Raw genomic sequence first — 16,362 nt, 5'->3', positions numbered from 1 at the left:
TCCCCTCGCGGCGGTTTCTATCCGTGCTAATCTCTGCTCAAAACCGGAGCAGCCCAAGTGACGTTCACCCGCGAAATCGCCGAGATCCGTTTTGGCACAGGCCTCTCCCCGCGCTTGCGCGGCCCGCGTGATGTTGATGACATGATGCGCCGTTTGACGGGTGATGACGACATGGCCAAGCGCTACAAGATCGAGTCGTTTGATGACTTTGCCAAGCGCATTGCCCGCGTGACGGAGCATTGGAAGGTCCGTCGCGCCAACAGGGGCTCTGATGTTGCCGATAAGGCCACCCAAAAAATCAACTCCGAAAAACGCAAAGCCGTGAAACGGAAGCAATTCTGGCTCTGGAACACCCTGCTGCGCCGTGCTCACACACAAGACGGGTTGCGCGAGCGGCTGGCCTTTTTCTGGGGCGATCATTTCACGGCGCGTGGTAAAGTCTCGCTGATGAAGCGCGCGACATCACCCTATTTCGAAAGTGCAATCCGCCCTCATGTTGCGGGCTATTTTGCAGATATGCTAAAAGCGGTCACGGCCCAGCCTGTGCTATTGCAATATCTTGATCAGAAAACCTCGATCGGCCCGAACAGCACAGAAGGTCTGCTTGCCAAGAAGGCTTCGGGGCTGAATGAAAATCTCGCCCGCGAACTTCTGGAACTGCATACGCTCGGCGTCGAGGCCAGCTATAGCCAGACTGACGTGACCGAACTTGCCGAGTTGCTGACGGGGCTGACCTATAACCAGCAGGGCGTATTCGGGTTTCGCCCTGATTATGCCGAGCCGGGAGCCGAGACTGTTCTGGGCAAAACCTATGGTGGCGGTGAGGCCTCGCTTGCGGATATTCACGCAGCCCTTGAGGATTTGGCCTTGCACCCCGCGACAGCGCGGCATCTGGCCCGCAAAATGGCGGTGCATTTCATTTCTGATACGCCTGACCCTCAGCTCGTTTCGGCTATGGAAGCCCGCTACCGCGACAGCGGCGGGCATTTGGGAGAAATGACCCGCGCCATGCTGGAGCACCCTGCCGCTTGGGCGCCCGAGCTGCTCAATGTCAAACAACCCGTTGATTTTATTGGATCAGCCCTGCGTGCCCTTGACGTGTCTGATGATCACGAAGCTTTCAAGGACTGGCGGCAAATTCAAAGAACCTTTGCAGTGCCGCTGGGTCTGATGGGGCAAAGCTGGCAAGAACCGCTCGGCCCTGATGGCTGGCCGGAGGACGACGGCGAGTGGATCACGCCGCAGCGCTTTGCTGCGCGTGTTGATTGGGCGATGAGCGCGCCCGAAAGCCTGATCGGAGCGCTGCCCGACCCTCGCGAGCTGGTGCAAGCCGCCCTTGGAGATCGCGCGCCCGAGGCGTTGCGCTTTGCCGCAAATGCTGCCGAAGACAGGCGTACAGGCGTTGGTCTGATCCTTGCGTCTCCCGCGTTTCAAAGGATGTAACCCATGCTTTCCACTCTCAACAGACGCTCTTTTCTCACGGGCCTTGGCTGCACCGCTGCCGCCAGCCCGTTTTTGACACCTGTGACTTTTGCCAGCGGCACTGGCGAAAACCGCCTCGTGGTGATCATCCTGCGCGGCGGGATGGACGGGCTGGACGCGCTGCGCCCCTATGGCGATGCGAACTTCAAGTCTCTCAAGGGGCGCGCCGATCAAGCCAAAGTGACCGAACAGCAAGACCTTGACGGTTTCTTTGCGCTCCATCCCTCGCTCACGGGGCTGATGCCGCTTTGGAAGGCAGGCGAGCTGGGTTTTGCCCATGCGGTTTCAACGCCTTATCGCGATAAGCGCAGCCATTTTGACGGGCAGGATCTGCTTGAAGCCGGCGGGGCAGATCTTGACGGAAATATACGGGATGGTTGGCTGAATCGGATGTTGCAGAACTATCCGGGCTTGCAGAGCGAGACGGCTTATGCTGTCGGCCGGGGCGATATGTTTTTGATGAAAGGCACAGCTCCTGTGGCCAACTGGTCGCCTGATGCGGGACTCTACGGGCTCACCCCTCAGGGACTGAGCCTGGCTGGAATGCTGATGGAAGGCGACCCGTTGTTTGAGGCGGCTTTCAGTGAAGCCGTTTCGCTTTCGGGCGAAAGCATGGGGGCCATGGACGTGTCAAACGAGAGTGGCGAAATGGTCATGTCGGCGATGAGGCAGAGCGCCCGCGACGCTGCAAAAGGCGGCGGGCATGTCCAGATTGCCGAATTTGCGGCCTCCAAACTGAAAGAAGCCTCCCGTATTGCCGCTTTTTCGCTCAATGGATGGGACACGCACGCGAACCAGTCGCGCACACTTGCGCAGCCTCTTACCCGTTTGGCCGAAGTCATCCTGAGCTTGCGCAGCGGAGTCGGAGAGGATGTCTGGGGGAAAACGGCCGTTATCGCCATGACGGAATTTGGCCGCACAGCGCGGCTCAACGGCAATGGCGGCTCCGATCACGGAACGGGTGGTTTGATGGTGATGTCAGGGGGCGCTTTGCGCGGTGGTCGTGTGTGGTCGGACTGGCCCGGGCTGGGCGAGGCTGACTTGTATCAGAAACGGGATTTGATGCCGACCCGCGATGTGCGCGCCTATACAGGTTGGCTTATGCGCGGCCTCTTCGGGTTCGATTCGGGCTTCATCGAAAGCACTATCTTTCCCGGTCTGGATATGGGCGCGAACCCCAAGCTCATCACCTGAAGTTCGCTTGCCGGATTATGCGCCGTCGAAGGGTTCGTAAGACGAAAGATATTCGCCTGTGCTTTCGGTGAGCTCGGCTGTGCCTGACTGGATCGCGCCGAAAACGGCTGCGCAAAGTGAGAGCACACCAGCTACGAGCACAACCCAATCAACTGTGATTGCGCCTTTTTCTTCGCTAACAAACTTTTGAAAAAACTTTTCCATTCCTACCTCCGTGCAGGGGGTGTCCTGCTTATCGAGCCAAGATGCAGGAGGATTGTGGCGGCTTTGGGTCTCCTCTGCGGCCAATTATCGTTTATTCCAAGCAGATTTTAACCACTCGGGAAGCCTGTAAGGGGGCAATGCAAGGGATTATATTGCAAGCTGCCTGTCGAGCCGTTTTTGAACAAGGCCGGCCAGTGCCGCGATGGGCTGATGTGTGGGTTGTCGCAAAGCATGGGCCGCAGCGAGGTCTTCACCCGCCCGCGCCAGCACAGTGTCGCGCGCGCTTTTGGCAACGCCGGTGATAAACTGCGCCACATAGCCAACCTGCCGTTCGTCATAGTTTTCGTTGATCAGGCTGGCAACGTGAGCAAGGTCGTCATTATAGGCCAACGGATCAGGATTTACGGTTTCGTCTTTCAGCACGCGCGGGCCGCTGGGGCGGCGGTCGGCGGGCAGGTGGGCCAGAATCGCCTCCTGAAACTGTGCGATGTTCTCGACCGGTTTGGCAAAGAAACCATCAGCGCCGGCAGCCATGACCCCGTCATGCAGCATTTCATCCCCCGAGAGGCCGAGAATGATGTCGATACGCGGGGAAAGCGCTGTCAGCTCTGCGATCAGGTCAAGCCCCGAGCCGTCGGGTAGGCCGACGTCAACCAGAATGACCGAGGGGCGATAAACCTGTAGGTGGCGCTTGGCCGAGGCGATGCAATCGGCCCGACGGATACGCGCACCGCTGCGCAAACACAAAAGGTGCATGGCCTCACAGGCATAGCGGCTATCCTCCACCACAAGCACAGTCAGGCCCAAGAGCGGACGCGCGGCTGTGGGCGAAGGGATGTTGGCGATCGGGTCAAAGTCTTCCATCGGGGGCAGCTCCTTTTGCAGCAGAGTGGTTGTCTCGATTCTCAGCCTAGACAGACAGAGCTAACAGTTGGTTAACCAAACGTGTCTCATTTGCGGTTGCGACGTTGCGCACCTTGCAGTGGCACGTGCGGCGGGTGATAAGTGCCGGAATCAAGCCAAGGAGAGCAAAATGATCGGACGTCTCAACCATGTTGCCATTGCCGTGCCCGACCTTGAGGCCGCTTCCGCGCAATACGCCAACGCGCTGGGCGCAAAAGTCGGCGCGCCGCAAGACGAGCCTGACCATGGTGTGACAGTCGTGTTCATCGAGCTGCCGAATACCAAGATCGAACTGCTCTATCCCTTGGGTGAGAACAGCCCGATTAACGGCTTTCTGGAGAAGAATCCCTCAGGTGGCATTCACCATATTTGCTATGAGGTCGATGATATCATCGCTGCGCGTGACCATCTGAAATCAACCGGCGCGCGGGTGCTTGGCACGGGTGAACCGAAGATCGGTGCGCATGGCAAGCCTGTGCTTTTCCTGCACCCGAAAGATTTCAACGGGTGTCTTGTCGAACTTGAGCAAGTTTAACCAAGCGCTCTTTTATAAGGACGGACTCAAATGGGTATCACTTCGGCCATCGTGCTTTTTGCGGTTTTGTGGTTTGTCACATTTCTCACCGTCATTCCCTTTCGCATCAAGACACAGGGGGATGTCGGCGAGATTGTCCCCGGCACTCAAGCAGGCGCGCCGCATGAGCACGGGCTGAAAAAGAAGGCCATGATCACTACAGCTATTGCGGCGGTTCTCTGGCTGATTTGTTTTTACATTGTTACGTCCGGTGTCATTACGATGCGTGACATTGACATGTTCAACCGGATGGGCCCTGACGCGACACAATCCCATGGAACAGATGAGTAAAGGTCGCCGCGCCTAAAATCGGGACAAACAGGTTCACCAAGGGAAGGCTCAACGGCGCTGCCATGAGCACGCCTGCGAGCCATATTGTGCCCCAGTTGCGGCTGCGCAATTTCTGGGCCTCGGCGCGGCCCAAGCGGCGCGAGGCGGCAAGGGTGAAATACTCCCGCCCCAGTAGAAAACCGTTGAGCGCCCAGAAAATCAGCAGCGCGAAAGGGGCGAAAAACAGATACAAAACAAGCGCCAGCATGTTGGCCCCGATCAGCACACCCAAAAAGTTAATGGTGTCGCGCAACCCGTCGGCAAAGCTGACAGGCTTGGCGGGGGGCAGTTGCGCATAGTGTTTCGCTTCCACAGCCTGGGCCACATCGTCGAGAAACATCGAGGTGATGGCCGAGGCCACGGGGACCATGAGAAAGATCGAAAGCACCAGCATAAACAACAGCGACGCCCCTGACAGCAGGTCATTGAGCCAGCGCACTTCACCGAGCACAGGGAGGTAGGCTTCGGGCCCGATGAAAACCTCCACAAGCCAGAGAAGCCCTGCATAGGCCCCAACCAAAAGCGCCAGCGTCAACGCAACGCCGATGAGCAGCACACGCAAGAAGCGTTTGTCGCCGACTTGCCCGAGCGCGCGGGCAAATGACTGGAGAATTAGAGCTAGAGCCATGTTGTTTTGGCTTTCACATCGGGGCGCGGGCGCTCGGGCGGTGTGTTTGTCTCGGTTCCGATATGGATGAGGCCGGCAATCCGCTCGTGCGGTGTGAGGCCCAGAGTGCCTTCAACAAATCCGCGCTCGTGGCTGATAGCGCCTGAAAGCCAGTTCGCCCCCCAGCCCGAAGCCAGCGCTGCGTTGAGCAGCGCAAGACAGACGGCGCCCGCCGAATATGTCTGCTCGATCGCGGGGATCTTTTCGGAAATCACGGGGCTTTCGATAACGGCAACGGCGCAGATGCCTTGGTCAAACTGGCTGCGTGCCTTGGCGGTTTGCTCTGTATCATAACCAAGCTTCTCGGCTGTGGCTTGTGCCGCATTCGCGAGCTTCTCCATGGACTCGCCCTGAATAACGACAAAGCGCCAGGGCTCGAGCTTGCCGTGGTCAGGTGTGCGCGCGGCAATGGTCAGCAACGCCTCAAGCTCCTCACGCACGGGCGCGGGGGCTGCAAGTGTTTTGGCTGGCCGCGAGCGGCGGGTTTTCAGGAATTCGAGCGCTGCGGCATTGGTTCGGGGCATGTTCCATCCTTTTTCGGTGCTTTCCCTCATGTCAGGTTTCAGTCTGCAAAGGTCAAGGGAGCAAGCGTATTTCCCTGCAAATGCAGCCTGATAGCTTTGTGTTCACAGGCATTTGTGGGGGTGCGAGGGTTGCCCACTCGTGATTCGCTCCTTAGGCTACGCGTGATCGCCTTGGGTACTTAAAGGTAAATCCCTTGTGGCGGCTCATATGTAACGAAGAGCGAATACGCTCTCACAGGGAGAAAATCATGGAATTTTTCACACGCACCGGCAAGCCGATGTCCAAGGTGATTACAGATCAGATCGGCAAAGTCGGAACCGATGATGTCAGCCGCCGCGAGTTTATCGCCATGGCCAGCACCTTTGGTGCAACTGCGGCGACAGCCTATGGAATGCTCGGCATGGCCGCACCTGCGCAGGCGCAAGCTGCGATGAAGGAAGGTGGCACTGTTCGTATCCAAACCGAAGTGCGCGCGCTCAAAGACCCACGCGCATATGACTGGTCACAGATTGCCAACTTCACACGCGGTTGGCTTGAATATCTTGTCAAATGGAACAACGATGGTTCGTTCACGCCCGTTCTGCTCGAAAGCTGGGATGTCAGCGATGATGCGAAAACCTATACGCTCCACGTGCGCAAAGATGTGAAGTGGAACAATGGTGACGATTTCACCGCTGAAGATGTTGCGCGCAATATTGCGGGCTGGTGTGAAAAAGATGTTGAGGGCAATTCGATGGCTGGCCGTATGGCTGTGCTTATTGACGAAGAAACAGGCAAGGCGCTTGAAGGCGCAATCGAGGTTGTCGACAGCCACACTGTGAAGCTCAATCTGCCGTCGCCCGACATTTCGATTGTTGCTGGCATGGCCGATTACCCTGCCGCGATCGTTCACAGCTCGTTCACAGCGGATACGATCCTGAGCAATCCTGTCGGCACAGGCCCTTATCTGCCGGAAAGCCTCGAAGTGGGTGTTAAAGGCGTGTTGGTTAAAAATGATGAGCACTGGTGGAACAAAGGCAACGGTGCATGGGTCGATCGGGTTGAATATATCGACTACGGCACAGACCCGTCAGCATGGGTTGCTGCTTCGGAAGCTGATGAAGTTGATATGCACTACTCGGTTGATGGTGACTTTATCGACATTCTCGGCACGATGGATGGTTGGACCCAGCACGAGGTTGTCACCTCGGCGACAATCGTTATCCGACCCAACCAGCTTGCTGAGGTTGACGGCAAAAAGCCCTACGCCGACAAAAAAGTGCGTCAGGCGATTGCTATGGCAATCGACAACAACGTGCTGCTTGAGCTTGGCTATGAAAACCGCGGTGTTGTGGCGGCGAACCACCATGTTGCGCCGGCGCACCCCGAATATGTTGATATCGGTATGCCAAAGTTTGATCCGGCCGGCGCCAAAGCGCTTCTGGATGAAGCAGGCATGGGCGATTTCGAGATGGAAATTCTCTCGATTGATGACGCATGGCGCAAAAACACAACCGATGCTGTCGCAGCGCAACTGCGCGACGCGGGCTTCAATGTGAAGCGCACGGTTCTGCCCGGCTCGACGTTCTGGAATGACTGGACAAAGTATCCGTTCAGCTCGACAAACTGGAACCCAAGGCCGCTTGGCGTCCAGATTTGGGCGCTTGCCTATCGCTCAGGCGAGGCATGGAACGAGTTTGGCTATTCGAGTGCCGAGTTTGACGAGCTTCTGGACAAGGCGCTTGCCACACCGGATGTCGAGAAGCGCAAGGCGCTGATGGAGCAAGGCGAAAAGATCCTGCAGGACGACGCTGTCACGATCCAGCCTTACTGGCGCTCGCTTTACAACCACACCAAAGACGACCTTCTCGGTGGCGCGCACCACATCGCGTTCGAGATAGAACCCTCGCAGCTGGCGTGGAAAGCCTGAAGCCAAAGCGGCTCGACAAATCGAAAGGGGGGCAGCTTCGCGCTGCCCCCCTTTTTATTTGCTGAACTCTTCTTTTCCGTAGCCTTGCACGAACAGAAGCGCCGTCAGGTCGCCATGATTGATGCGGATATCGCACTCTGCGGCCACACTTGGCTTGGCATGAAGTGCCACACCGCTGCCCGCACGTTTGAGCATACCAAGATCGTTCGCCCCGTCGCCAACAGCCAGCACATCCTGCTCGCTGATGCCGAGGCGCGCGGTGATTTCTTCCAGCGCTTGCACCTTGGCTTCACGGCCAAGGATTGGCAGCGCCACCTTGCCCGATAGCTTGCCGCCCTCGGCCAGAAGCGTGTTGGCGCGGTTTTCGTCAAAGCCGAGCTTGCCCGCAATCGCAGCGGTAAACGCCGTAAACCCGCCCGAAACCAGCGCCGCATAAGCGCCGTTTGCCTTCATGGTTCCCAGAAGCGCAGGGCCACCCGCCATCAGGCTGATCCGCTCGGCCAGCACCTTGGCTATCACGGCCTCGTCCAGCCCCTCAAGCAGTGCCACACGCTCTGTCAGTGCTCCCTCAAAGTCGAGCTCGCCATTCATCGCTTTGGCGGTGATGTCTTTGACATAGGCGCCGACGCCCGCCTCTTCGGCCAGTTCGTCGATGCACTCTTGCTCAATCATCGTGCTGTCCATATCGGCCAGCAGCATCTTTTTCCGTCGCCCCTCAGTGTGCTGCACCACAAGGTCAACGCCCAGCTTCTGCACATCGGCCCAGACATCCCACTGGTTGGCTGGCCGTTGCTCGATCTCGAACTCGGCGGCTTCTCCCTGCGCCAGCCATCGCGCATCGCCTCCGCCCCAAGCGGCTTGCAGGCTTTGCACGAGAGGGGTTTCAAGCTGGCCGGCTTTTGCAATGAGTGTCGCGGTAAACATGGGTGGTCTTCCTGCATTTGAGCGTGGTTATGCCTCTATATCCGTTTCACGCGCGGGAAAACCAGAGCCCCCGTTGCCCGGATTGCGCCATATGGCCATATGAGTGCCCGAACGCCAGTTGCGAGGGGCTCAAAAGCAACAACACGCACTGTGCTTGACATAGGTTAACGCTTTTACTCTACTAATATGCGGTAAATAGTTTTGGCCTCTCTGGCCCTTAGGCTAATCACCCAAAATTTTTTTAGAGAGATGAAGAGATACTCATGAGCATTTTAAAGGCCCTGCCACTCGTCGCGGCTCTGTTTTTTGGAAGTGCTGCATTTGCACAGGAAATAGTAGGCTCCTATGTTGCTTACATCGGTCAAGATGATCTTTATAATTCTAAAGGAGACCGATTGACGGAACCATGGCAGGTGCTTCGTCAGGATCGAGCCAACTATCACCGATACGGAATTTCTCAGCGTGGTGATGAGTGGGATTCTTTTTTTGGGAGCATTGAGAACAGAGGTATCATGGAGCGTATGGTGATGAACGGTTCGATTGACCCGCAAGCCGCCAGAAACCTGGTGCGTGGCGGTGCTACAGTGTTTGTCAGAATTTACGGTCGCGGCAGTCGGGGCGATTACGTTCGGGTTACAGTTGTTCGCTAAGGCGCCCCGCCAATAGTTGTGTCTCAGTTTTTCGCGGACTGCATTAAGCGAGAGTATAAAACAAGCTCTGGCCGGTATTCGAAATGCATTCCGTCATAGTAGTGCCACTTCCCGCCCCATATGAACCCATAGCGCTCAAACTCGGCGACAACCTCGCGAGGTATACGTGAGTGATAGTTACCGACAGACCCCGCTTTGGACCCTGACCATACCCAATACCCCCCTAGCTCTGTATTGAGATCAATTGCAGCACCGTATGAGTGCACACTTAATCTGTCGGTCCCGCTGATGTTTCGCCAGTTGAAGCTGCCACCAACACTCTTGAAAACATCAGGGTGACGGCTTCCGATACGTTCAAAAACAGCGGCGAGTTGACATGATACACCTTGCTTAGCTGTCACTCTAAACTGGGTACCCGAGCTGTCATGTATGACCCTTTTCAGGGATGCTCGCGCACTCGCTTCATCTGAAAAGTATAAGAATTCCATGAACTCACTATTGCGAAGGCGTCCCGGATCGAACCAAGGTTCCAAGCGGGAGGAAAGGTCGTAGTCCAAGGGGTAAACATAAAGAAACTGGTCAGCGAATGATGCTGATATCAACATTTTTTCAGGCGAAGCATCGGTCGCTTCAGTCAAGAATAGTCGCCGGCTTTCTGTGAGGGAGACAAGCTCGTTGCTGGATGCATCATACGAGAGTTGAGGATATGCCATCAGCACCGCATTCAACTGCAAGTTTTCCGAAGCAGAGTTAAGGGGCATTTCCAAAAAATCACGTGGCTCGCATTCCTCTGCGGCACTAGGATGCGCGGAGTATATTGCAAATACCAAAGCCCATAGAACAGGTCGAACAAGGCTCTTTAACATAAGTATTTCCCTGATTTGTAAGGCTGTGGATTGAAAGTGCCTTATAGAGCGCTTCCTGTCATTTATTTTATCTCAGCCCCTCTGGCAGTCGCAGGCGATGCGCAAAGGTCCGGTTTTCCGGTTTGGGTCAGTTTGTGGCGATAAAGTCGAATGCACCAGAGGGTCAGCACGTCGCAAAAAAAAAGCAGTGCAGGCTGTGGTCCCGCAAGGTGTCTGAAGTTTCCGATCGTAGTCGTTCATGTCGCATTTTGGGCTTCAAGCGGCGTGATAGCGTCATTTCTGCGCTTGCGAAAGGGGGCGGTTGGCTTTAGCTGCGTCTTCAGGACACCCCTCCCTAACGAGGGGCTCATATCTGGAAGGGTATCATGACTGATATTTCAAAACCGGCAGCGCGCCCGGCCAACCCGCGCTTTTCTTCTGGCCCTTGTGCCAAATATCCCTCATTCACTTTGCAACAGCTCGAAAGCGCGCCGCTTGGCCGCTCGCACCGCGCCGCTGTCGGCAAAGACAAGCTGAAAGCTGCTATTGAGGAGACACGCGAGCTTCTTGGCGTGCCGGCTGATTATCACATTGGTATTGTTCCCGCCTCCGATACGGGCGCTGTGGAAATGGCTATGTGGAGCCTTCTGGGCGCACGCCCCGCAACTATGGTTGCCTGGGAAAGCTTCGGCGCAGGCTGGGTTACTGACGTTGTGAAGCAGCTCAAGCTCGATGCCACCGTCAAAACAGCCGATTACGGCGAAATCGTCGATATGGCCGCGCTTGATTATGACACCGATGTTGTCTTCACATGGAACGGCACAACTTCGGGCGTGCGTATGCCTGACGGCGATGCCATCCCGGCCACACGCGCAGGTCTCACGATCTGTGACGCAACTTCCGCTGCCTTCGCGATGGACCTGCCTTGGGACAAGCTCGATGTTACAACCTTCTCCTGGCAGAAGGTGCTCGGCGGTGAAGCGGCCCACGGTATGCTCATTCTCAGCCCCCGTGCTGTCGAGCGGCTGGAAAGCTACACGCCTGCTTGGCCAATGCCCAAAATCTTCCGTCTCACCAAAGGCGGCAAGCTGATTGACGGTATCTTCCGTGGCGAAACCATCAACACGCCCTCGATGCTCGCGGTTGAAGACTATCTTCACGCGCTTGCATGGGCACGCTCGGAAGGCGGTCTGAAGGGCCTGATCGCGCGGGCCGACGCCAACGCACAGGCGATCTTTGATTTCTGCGAAGCGCAGCCTTGGATCGACAATCTCGCCACAGATCCGGCCACGCGGTCAAACACATCGGTTTGCCTCAAATTCACCGATGCGCGGATCACCGATGGCGCAGCCTTCGCCAAAGCCGTGGCCAAGCGCCTTGAGGCCGAGAATGTCGCCTATGACATAGGCGCTTACCGCGATGCGCCCGCTGGCCTGCGGATATGGTGCGGTGGCACGGTTGAAACAACTGATATCGAGGCGCTTCTGCCTTGGCTTGCTTGGGCCTTTGAAGCCGAAATCAACGCGTAAAATTTCGCAGGGTGCGCATTTGGTGCGCACCTTCTTCCCCCGACATTTTCATATTGAAGGATGCTCAAAATGGCTCCCAAAGTTCTCGTTTCCGACAAACTCAGCGAAACCGCTGTTCAGATTTTCCGCGACCGTGGCATCGAGGTGGATTTCCGCCCGGAGCTTGGCAAAGACAAAGACGCCCTCGCCGCTGTGATCGGCGAATATGACGGCCTCGCCATCCGTTCTGCCACAAAAGTGACGCCTGCCATTCTCGCTAATGCAGACAAGCTTAAAGTCATCGCCCGCGCTGGCATCGGCACCGACAACATCGACAAGGACGCCGCCTCCAAAAAAGGTGTGATCGTCATGAACACACCGTTCGGCAACATGATTACAACAGCAGAACACGCGATTGCGATGATGTTTGCCGTGGCGCGCCAGATCCCTGAAGCCTCCGCTTCAACCCATGCAGGCAAATGGGAGAAGTCGAAGTTCATGGGGGTCGAGCTGACAAACAAAACCCTCGGCGTCATCGGCGCAGGCAACATCGGCGGTATCGTCTGCGACCGTGCGCGTGGCCTCAAAATGAAGGTCGTCGCTTATGACCCCTTCCTCTCCGTTGCCAAGGCAGAGAAAATGCAGATTGAAAAAGTCGAGCTCGACGAGCTTCTGGAGCGCGCCGATTTCATCACGCTTCATGTGCCGTTCACCGAGCAGACAAAGAATATCCTGAGCCGTGAAAACCTTGCCAAAACCAAGAAAGGCGTGCGTATTATCAACTGTGCCCGTGGTGGTTTGGTTGATGAGGAGGCTCTCGCGGATGCACTCAAATCAGGCCATGTCGCAGGGGCAGCCTTTGATGTGTTTTCCCAGGAGCCGGCAACAGAAAACCCGCTGTTTGGCCTGCCCAACGTGGTCTGCACGCCTCACCTTGGCGCGGCCACAACCGAAGCGCAGGAAAACGTGGCGCTGCAAGTGGCCGAGCAAATGTCAAACTACCTGCTGACAGGCGCGGTTGAAAACGCGCTCAACATGCCAAGCGTGACAGCCGAAGAGGCCAAGGTCATGGGCCCGTGGATTTCTCTCGCAGGCCATTTGGGCAATTTCATCGGCCAGCTCACCGACGAACCGATCAAAGCGATCAATATCCTCTACGATGGTGCAGCGTCGGCGATGAACCTCGAAGCGCTCAACTGCGCTGTTGTGGCCGGTATCATGAAAACAGTAACGCCTGATGTGAATATGGTGTCTGCCCCCGTCATCGCCAAAGACCGTGGCGTGAAAATCTCGACGACCAGTCAGGACAAATCGGGCGCTTTTGAGGGCTACGTTAAAGTCACCGTGGTCACCGATAAGCGCGAGCGGTCCATCGGCGGCACAGTCTTCTCCGATGGCAAGCCACGCTTTATCCAGATCAAAGGCATCAACATTGACGCAGAAGTTGGCCAGCACATGCTTTACACCACAAATGATGACGTTCCGGGGATCATCGGCACATTGGGCCTGACCTTGGGTGAAAGTGCGGTCAACATTGCCAACTTTACTTTGGGCCGCTCCGCCGCAGGTGGCGAAGCCATCGCGTTGCTCTACCTCGACGGTCAACCAGACCCTGCCGTTTTGCAAAAGCTCAAAGACACAGGCATGTTCAAACAGGTCAAGCCGCTTGAATTCGATGTTGTCTAAGCGCGTATAATCTCCGAAAGGCCCGCCATTTGCGCGGGCCTTTTTCATGTCTGCTCACAAATGTTTTCTTGTTAAAAATCTCCCGACCAGTCTCGCATTGGTCGGATTTTAGCGAAACGCCCCGCGCAGCAAGTGCGCACAGTGCTCAGTGAGCGAAAATTCGAAACAGGCTTACCCTTTCAAAGCCATCCAGGCATCATACTGCGACAGATACACATGCCCTGTGAGGTCTTCCAGGAAATGGCACCGCTTCAAGCGGTCCATAACCGGCCCCTTAACTTCACTCAGATGCAAGCGGATGCTCATGTCCTTGAGCTTATGGTTCAGCGCCTCCAAGCTTTCGAGTGCCGAGAGGTCGACCTCGTTCACCGCCGAGAACATCAGGATCACGTCACTCAACGGCTCGTCACAGACCACGCGTGCGCTCACATAATCCTCCAGAAAACGGGCGTTGGCAAAGTAGAGGCTTTCGTCGACGCGTAGCGTGACCACATGGGGCAGGGTTTGCACATCATGGCGGTGAATGTTGCGAAAGTGCTGGGTGTTCGGCACAAGGCCCACTTCGGCGACATGCGGGCGCGATGTGGCGTAAAGATGCAGTGCAATCGAGATCAACACACCGGCGGAAACGCCAATTTCAACTCCAAGTCCAAGTGTAAGCAAAATGGTCGCCGCAACGGCGGCGAAATCCACTTTGGAATAGCCCCAGGCACGCTGCAGAATACTGAAATCCACAAGGCTCAGCACAGCGACAATAATCGTTGCGGCCAGCGTTGCTTTGGGGAGGAAAAACAAAAGCGGCGTTAGCAAAAGTGCCGCCAGCAAAATGCCAATGGCGGTAAAGGCCCCCGCTGCGGGCGTTTCGGCCCCCGCATCAAAGTTCACAACCGACCGTGCGAAGCCGCCGGTCACCGGATAGCCGCCCGTCACGGCGGCGGCGATATTGGATGTCCCCAGCCCGATCAACTCCTGATCCGGCACAATCCGCTGGCGCTTCTTTGCCGCCAGGGTCTGCGCCACCGAGACAGATTCCACAAACCCGATCACCGAGATCAAAACAGCCGAGAGAAACAGGTCGTTCCACAGAGACGGGCTGAACGAGGGCATCGTCAAAGGCGGCAATCCTTGCGGAACCGCTCCGACAATTTTCACGCCCATGTCTTGAAGCCCCAATGCCCAGACAGCCAATGTTGTCACCGCAACAGCCGCCACAGGCCCGGCCTTGGCGCCAAGCTCGGCCAGCCGTGGCTTCAACCCGAGGCGCAGCAAAAGCGGCTTAAGCCCCTTGCGCACCCAAAACAAAAATGCGGTCGCACTCACGCCAATCACCAGCGTCGCAAAGCTCATATCTCCCAGATGCGAGATCAATGACCCAAGGATTTGCGGCAGCGTATGCCCTTCGGCCTCAATCCCGAAAATATGTTTGAGCTGGCTTGTTGCAATCAGTAAACCAGAGGCTGTGATAAATCCGGCAATCACTGGGTGGCTCAGGAAGTTCGCCAGAAAGCCCAGCCGCAAAACACCCATGACCGTCAGCAACACGCCCGAGATAAACGCCAACGTCCCCGCCGCGAGCGCCACAGAGGCTGCATCTGTCAAGCCGAGGTTGCCGATCGCTGCTGCTGTCATAAGTGAAACAACCGCCACAGGCCCCACAGCCAGCGCCCGCGATGTGCCAAAGATCGCATAGGCGACCAGTGGCAGGATTGAAGCATAAAGCCCCATCTCTGCCGGCAAACCTGCAAGCAAGGCATAAGCCAAAGACTGAGGGATCAGCATGATCGTCACAATCACAGCCGCCACAGAGTCGCTCACAAAAGCGTCGCGGTTGTAGTCTTTCGACCAAGTCAAAATAGGCAGATAGCGCAGCAGCGCTTTGGGCATCGGTGTCATGTTCGCGTCCTTTTCTTACCTCATATATATTCCGTAATCGGAATATGTAAAGGTGAATTCTTCCCGCACCATTGCCATTGGCCGCGCAGAGGCATAGCTAAACCATATGACTGAAACGATTTACGCCATAGGCGACATTCATGGCCAATACGAGCTTCTGCTCGACGCCCTCACGCTGATCGAGCTTGACGGCGGCAAAGACGCGCGCGTCATCTCGCTGGGTGATCTTGTGGATCGCGGCCCCGACAGCCGCGCGGTTATCGAAACATTGATGAACGGCATGGCGCAGGGCCGCAACTGGTCTGTGGTTATGGGCAATCACGACCGCCTGTTCGAGCAGTTCCTGCGCACGGGGGTCGCGAGCCACCCCAAAATGCGCCCCAGCTATACGTGGTTCAGCAAGCCGCTGGGCGGGCTTGAGACATTGGCCTCCTACGGCGTTGATCTTGCGCTGCCCGAGGCCAAGCTGCACGCCGCCGCGCTTGAGGCCGTGCCCGAAGAGCACCGCGCCTTTCTGGAGGGGCTGCCGCTCTTTGCCGAGGCGGGCGACTGTCTCTTCGTGCACGCAGGCATTCAGCCGGGGCTGCCGCTGGGATGGCAAACAGAAGATGATCTCATCTGGATCCGCGACGCCTTCCTCAACCATCAAGATCCGTTTGATAAGCTGGTTATTCACGGCCACACCGCCGTCGAGGCCCCCGAGCACATGGGCAACCGCGTCAACATCGACAGCGGCGCAGGTTTCGGGCGCGCTTTAACAGCCGTGGCGATAGAAGGCCGCGAAGTGTTCGTGCTGGAAGAAGACGGGCGAAGGCCGCTCACTCCTGCCGGATAATCCCCGTAGTCGCCGCTGCGCCTACAGCGGTGACGATCCAGAAGACCCATCGCAGCGACCAAGCATGCCAGCCCCATGGCCCCCGTGTGGTTGAGGGTGTCCATGCCTCTTTCTGACTAAGCGAGATAATCGGAACAACAATAAGTCACCTTGCCGTTCTCTTCGGCCTTCACCCAATCGGCCCAAGTGCGGATGTTGCGGTTTTCGCCAATCTTGCTCGTCATAAAATCTCT

General features: G+C 56.7%; 16 protein-coding genes. 9 read left to right on the top strand and 7 right to left on the bottom strand.

Annotated features, from left to right (window positions below):
* Positions 1 to 57 precede the first annotated feature (57 nt).
* Positions 58 to 1,443, top strand: coding sequence for a DUF1800 domain-containing protein (locus OE750_RS10655; RefSeq protein ID WP_263764167.1), 1,386 nt, complete (start codon positions 58 to 60; stop codon positions 1,441 to 1,443).
* A gap of 3 nt (positions 1,444 to 1,446) precedes the next feature.
* The gene (locus OE750_RS10650; protein ID WP_263764166.1) at positions 1,447 to 2,676 is read left to right on the top strand and encodes a DUF1501 domain-containing protein; all 1,230 of its coding nucleotides are present in this window, start codon (positions 1,447 to 1,449) and stop codon (positions 2,674 to 2,676) included.
* A gap of 15 nt (positions 2,677 to 2,691) precedes the next feature.
* Here OE750_RS10650 and OE750_RS10645 read toward each other — a convergent pair whose 3' ends face one another.
* Together OE750_RS10645 and OE750_RS10640 are read right to left on the bottom strand one after the other, a co-directional pair.
* Complete coding sequence (locus OE750_RS10645; RefSeq protein ID WP_263764165.1) at positions 2,692 to 2,880, bottom strand: hypothetical protein; 189 nt, start codon at positions 2,878 to 2,880, stop codon at positions 2,692 to 2,694.
* Positions 2,881 to 3,027: 147 nt separating this feature from the next.
* Entirely contained in the window at positions 3,028 to 3,744 is a 717-nt protein-coding gene (locus tag OE750_RS10640; protein WP_263764164.1) for a response regulator, read from the bottom strand.
* Between the two features lie 169 nt (positions 3,745 to 3,913).
* Here OE750_RS10640 and mce point away from each other — a divergent pair, with 169 nt between their 5' ends.
* Complete coding sequence (gene mce / locus OE750_RS10635) at positions 3,914 to 4,318, top strand: methylmalonyl-CoA epimerase (protein ID WP_263764163.1); 405 nt, start codon at positions 3,914 to 3,916, stop codon at positions 4,316 to 4,318.
* Between the two features lie 30 nt (positions 4,319 to 4,348).
* Positions 4,349 to 4,648: a DUF1467 family protein gene (locus OE750_RS10630; protein WP_263764162.1), complete on the top strand. Its 300-nt coding sequence runs from the start codon at positions 4,349 to 4,351 to the stop codon at positions 4,646 to 4,648.
* On the opposite strand, the gene OE750_RS10625 is transcribed toward OE750_RS10630, so the two are convergent.
* Both OE750_RS10625 and OE750_RS10620 read right to left on the bottom strand, forming a co-directional pair.
* The gene (locus OE750_RS10625) at positions 4,599 to 5,315 is read right to left on the bottom strand and encodes an EI24 domain-containing protein (RefSeq protein ID WP_263764161.1); all 717 of its coding nucleotides are present in this window, start codon (positions 5,313 to 5,315) and stop codon (positions 4,599 to 4,601) included. The genes OE750_RS10630 and OE750_RS10625 overlap by 50 nt on opposite strands.
* Positions 5,306 to 5,878 (bottom strand): nitroreductase family protein, encoded by a 573-nt coding sequence (locus OE750_RS10620; RefSeq protein ID WP_263764160.1) that lies wholly within the window; start codon positions 5,876 to 5,878, stop codon positions 5,306 to 5,308. Before OE750_RS10620 ends, OE750_RS10625 begins: the two co-directional genes overlap by 10 nt.
* 248 nt (positions 5,879 to 6,126) lie before the next feature.
* Between OE750_RS10620 and OE750_RS10615 the strand changes: the two genes are divergently transcribed.
* A complete protein-coding gene (locus OE750_RS10615) occupies positions 6,127 to 7,788 on the top strand; it encodes an ABC transporter substrate-binding protein (protein WP_263764159.1) in 1,662 nt (553 codons plus the stop codon).
* 54 nt (positions 7,789 to 7,842) lie between these two features.
* Here OE750_RS10615 and serB read toward each other — a convergent pair whose 3' ends face one another.
* Entirely contained in the window at positions 7,843 to 8,712 is an 870-nt protein-coding gene (gene serB / locus OE750_RS10610) for a phosphoserine phosphatase SerB (protein WP_263764158.1), read from the bottom strand.
* 263 nt (positions 8,713 to 8,975) lie between these two features.
* On the opposite strand from serB, the gene OE750_RS10605 reads away from it, so the two are divergent.
* A complete protein-coding gene (locus OE750_RS10605; protein WP_263764157.1) occupies positions 8,976 to 9,362 on the top strand; it encodes a hypothetical protein in 387 nt (128 codons plus the stop codon).
* Positions 9,363 to 9,385: 23 nt separating this feature from the next.
* On the opposite strand, the gene OE750_RS10600 is transcribed toward OE750_RS10605, so the two are convergent.
* On the bottom strand, positions 9,386 to 10,228 hold the full coding sequence (locus OE750_RS10600; protein WP_263764156.1) for a M15 family metallopeptidase: 843 nt from the start codon (positions 10,226 to 10,228) through the stop codon (positions 9,386 to 9,388).
* 365 nt (positions 10,229 to 10,593) lie between these two features.
* On the opposite strand from OE750_RS10600, the gene OE750_RS10595 reads away from it, so the two are divergent.
* Together OE750_RS10595 and serA are read left to right on the top strand one after the other, a co-directional pair.
* Entirely contained in the window at positions 10,594 to 11,736 is a 1,143-nt protein-coding gene (locus tag OE750_RS10595; RefSeq protein ID WP_263764155.1) for a phosphoserine transaminase, read from the top strand.
* Positions 11,737 to 11,805: 69 nt separating this feature from the next.
* Positions 11,806 to 13,401 (top strand): phosphoglycerate dehydrogenase, encoded by a 1,596-nt coding sequence (gene serA, locus OE750_RS10590; protein ID WP_263764154.1) that lies wholly within the window; start codon positions 11,806 to 11,808, stop codon positions 13,399 to 13,401.
* Between the two features lie 171 nt (positions 13,402 to 13,572).
* On the opposite strand, the gene OE750_RS10585 is transcribed toward serA, so the two are convergent.
* Positions 13,573 to 15,285: a SulP family inorganic anion transporter gene (locus OE750_RS10585; RefSeq protein ID WP_412176222.1), complete on the bottom strand. Its 1,713-nt coding sequence runs from the start codon at positions 15,283 to 15,285 to the stop codon at positions 13,573 to 13,575.
* Positions 15,286 to 15,400: 115 nt separating this feature from the next.
* Here OE750_RS10585 and OE750_RS10580 point away from each other — a divergent pair, with 115 nt between their 5' ends.
* Positions 15,401 to 16,129: a metallophosphoesterase gene (locus OE750_RS10580; protein WP_263764152.1), complete on the top strand. Its 729-nt coding sequence runs from the start codon at positions 15,401 to 15,403 to the stop codon at positions 16,127 to 16,129.
* Positions 16,130 to 16,362 lie beyond the last annotated feature (233 nt).

This window comes from Lentibacter sp. XHP0401, from assembly GCF_025751535.1.
In the GTDB taxonomy this organism is placed as follows: Bacteria; Pseudomonadota; Alphaproteobacteria; order Rhodobacterales; family Rhodobacteraceae; genus Lentibacter.
This window is presented reverse-complemented; position numbering and strand designations above follow the sequence as displayed.

What these genes read in the sequence shown, in the direction of transcription:
- OE750_RS10615 (WP_263764159.1), top strand. Translation starts at nt 6,127, where the DNA reads ATGGAATTTTTCACACGCACCGGCAAGCCGATGTCCAAGGTGATTACA.
- OE750_RS10620 (WP_263764160.1), bottom strand. Translation starts at nt 5,878, where the DNA reads ATGCCCCGAACCAATGCCGCAGCGCTCGAATTCCTGAAAACCCGCCGC.
- OE750_RS10580 (WP_263764152.1), top strand. Translation starts at nt 15,401, where the DNA reads ATGACTGAAACGATTTACGCCATAGGCGACATTCATGGCCAATACGAG.
- serA (WP_263764154.1), top strand. Translation starts at nt 11,806, where the DNA reads ATGGCTCCCAAAGTTCTCGTTTCCGACAAACTCAGCGAAACCGCTGTT.
- OE750_RS10605 (WP_263764157.1), top strand. Translation starts at nt 8,976, where the DNA reads ATGAGCATTTTAAAGGCCCTGCCACTCGTCGCGGCTCTGTTTTTTGGA.
- OE750_RS10600 (WP_263764156.1), bottom strand. Translation starts at nt 10,228, where the DNA reads ATGTTAAAGAGCCTTGTTCGACCTGTTCTATGGGCTTTGGTATTTGCA.
- mce (WP_263764163.1), top strand. Translation starts at nt 3,914, where the DNA reads ATGATCGGACGTCTCAACCATGTTGCCATTGCCGTGCCCGACCTTGAG.
- OE750_RS10640 (WP_263764164.1), bottom strand. Translation starts at nt 3,744, where the DNA reads ATGGAAGACTTTGACCCGATCGCCAACATCCCTTCGCCCACAGCCGCG.
- OE750_RS10585 (WP_412176222.1), bottom strand. Translation starts at nt 15,285, where the DNA reads ATGCCCAAAGCGCTGCTGCGCTATCTGCCTATTTTGACTTGGTCGAAA.
- serB (WP_263764158.1), bottom strand. Translation starts at nt 8,712, where the DNA reads ATGTTTACCGCGACACTCATTGCAAAAGCCGGCCAGCTTGAAACCCCT.
- OE750_RS10650 (WP_263764166.1), top strand. Translation starts at nt 1,447, where the DNA reads ATGCTTTCCACTCTCAACAGACGCTCTTTTCTCACGGGCCTTGGCTGC.
- OE750_RS10595 (WP_263764155.1), top strand. Translation starts at nt 10,594, where the DNA reads ATGACTGATATTTCAAAACCGGCAGCGCGCCCGGCCAACCCGCGCTTT.
- OE750_RS10630 (WP_263764162.1), top strand. Translation starts at nt 4,349, where the DNA reads ATGGGTATCACTTCGGCCATCGTGCTTTTTGCGGTTTTGTGGTTTGTC.
- OE750_RS10625 (WP_263764161.1), bottom strand. Translation starts at nt 5,315, where the DNA reads ATGGCTCTAGCTCTAATTCTCCAGTCATTTGCCCGCGCGCTCGGGCAA.
- OE750_RS10645 (WP_263764165.1), bottom strand. Translation starts at nt 2,880, where the DNA reads ATGGAAAAGTTTTTTCAAAAGTTTGTTAGCGAAGAAAAAGGCGCAATC.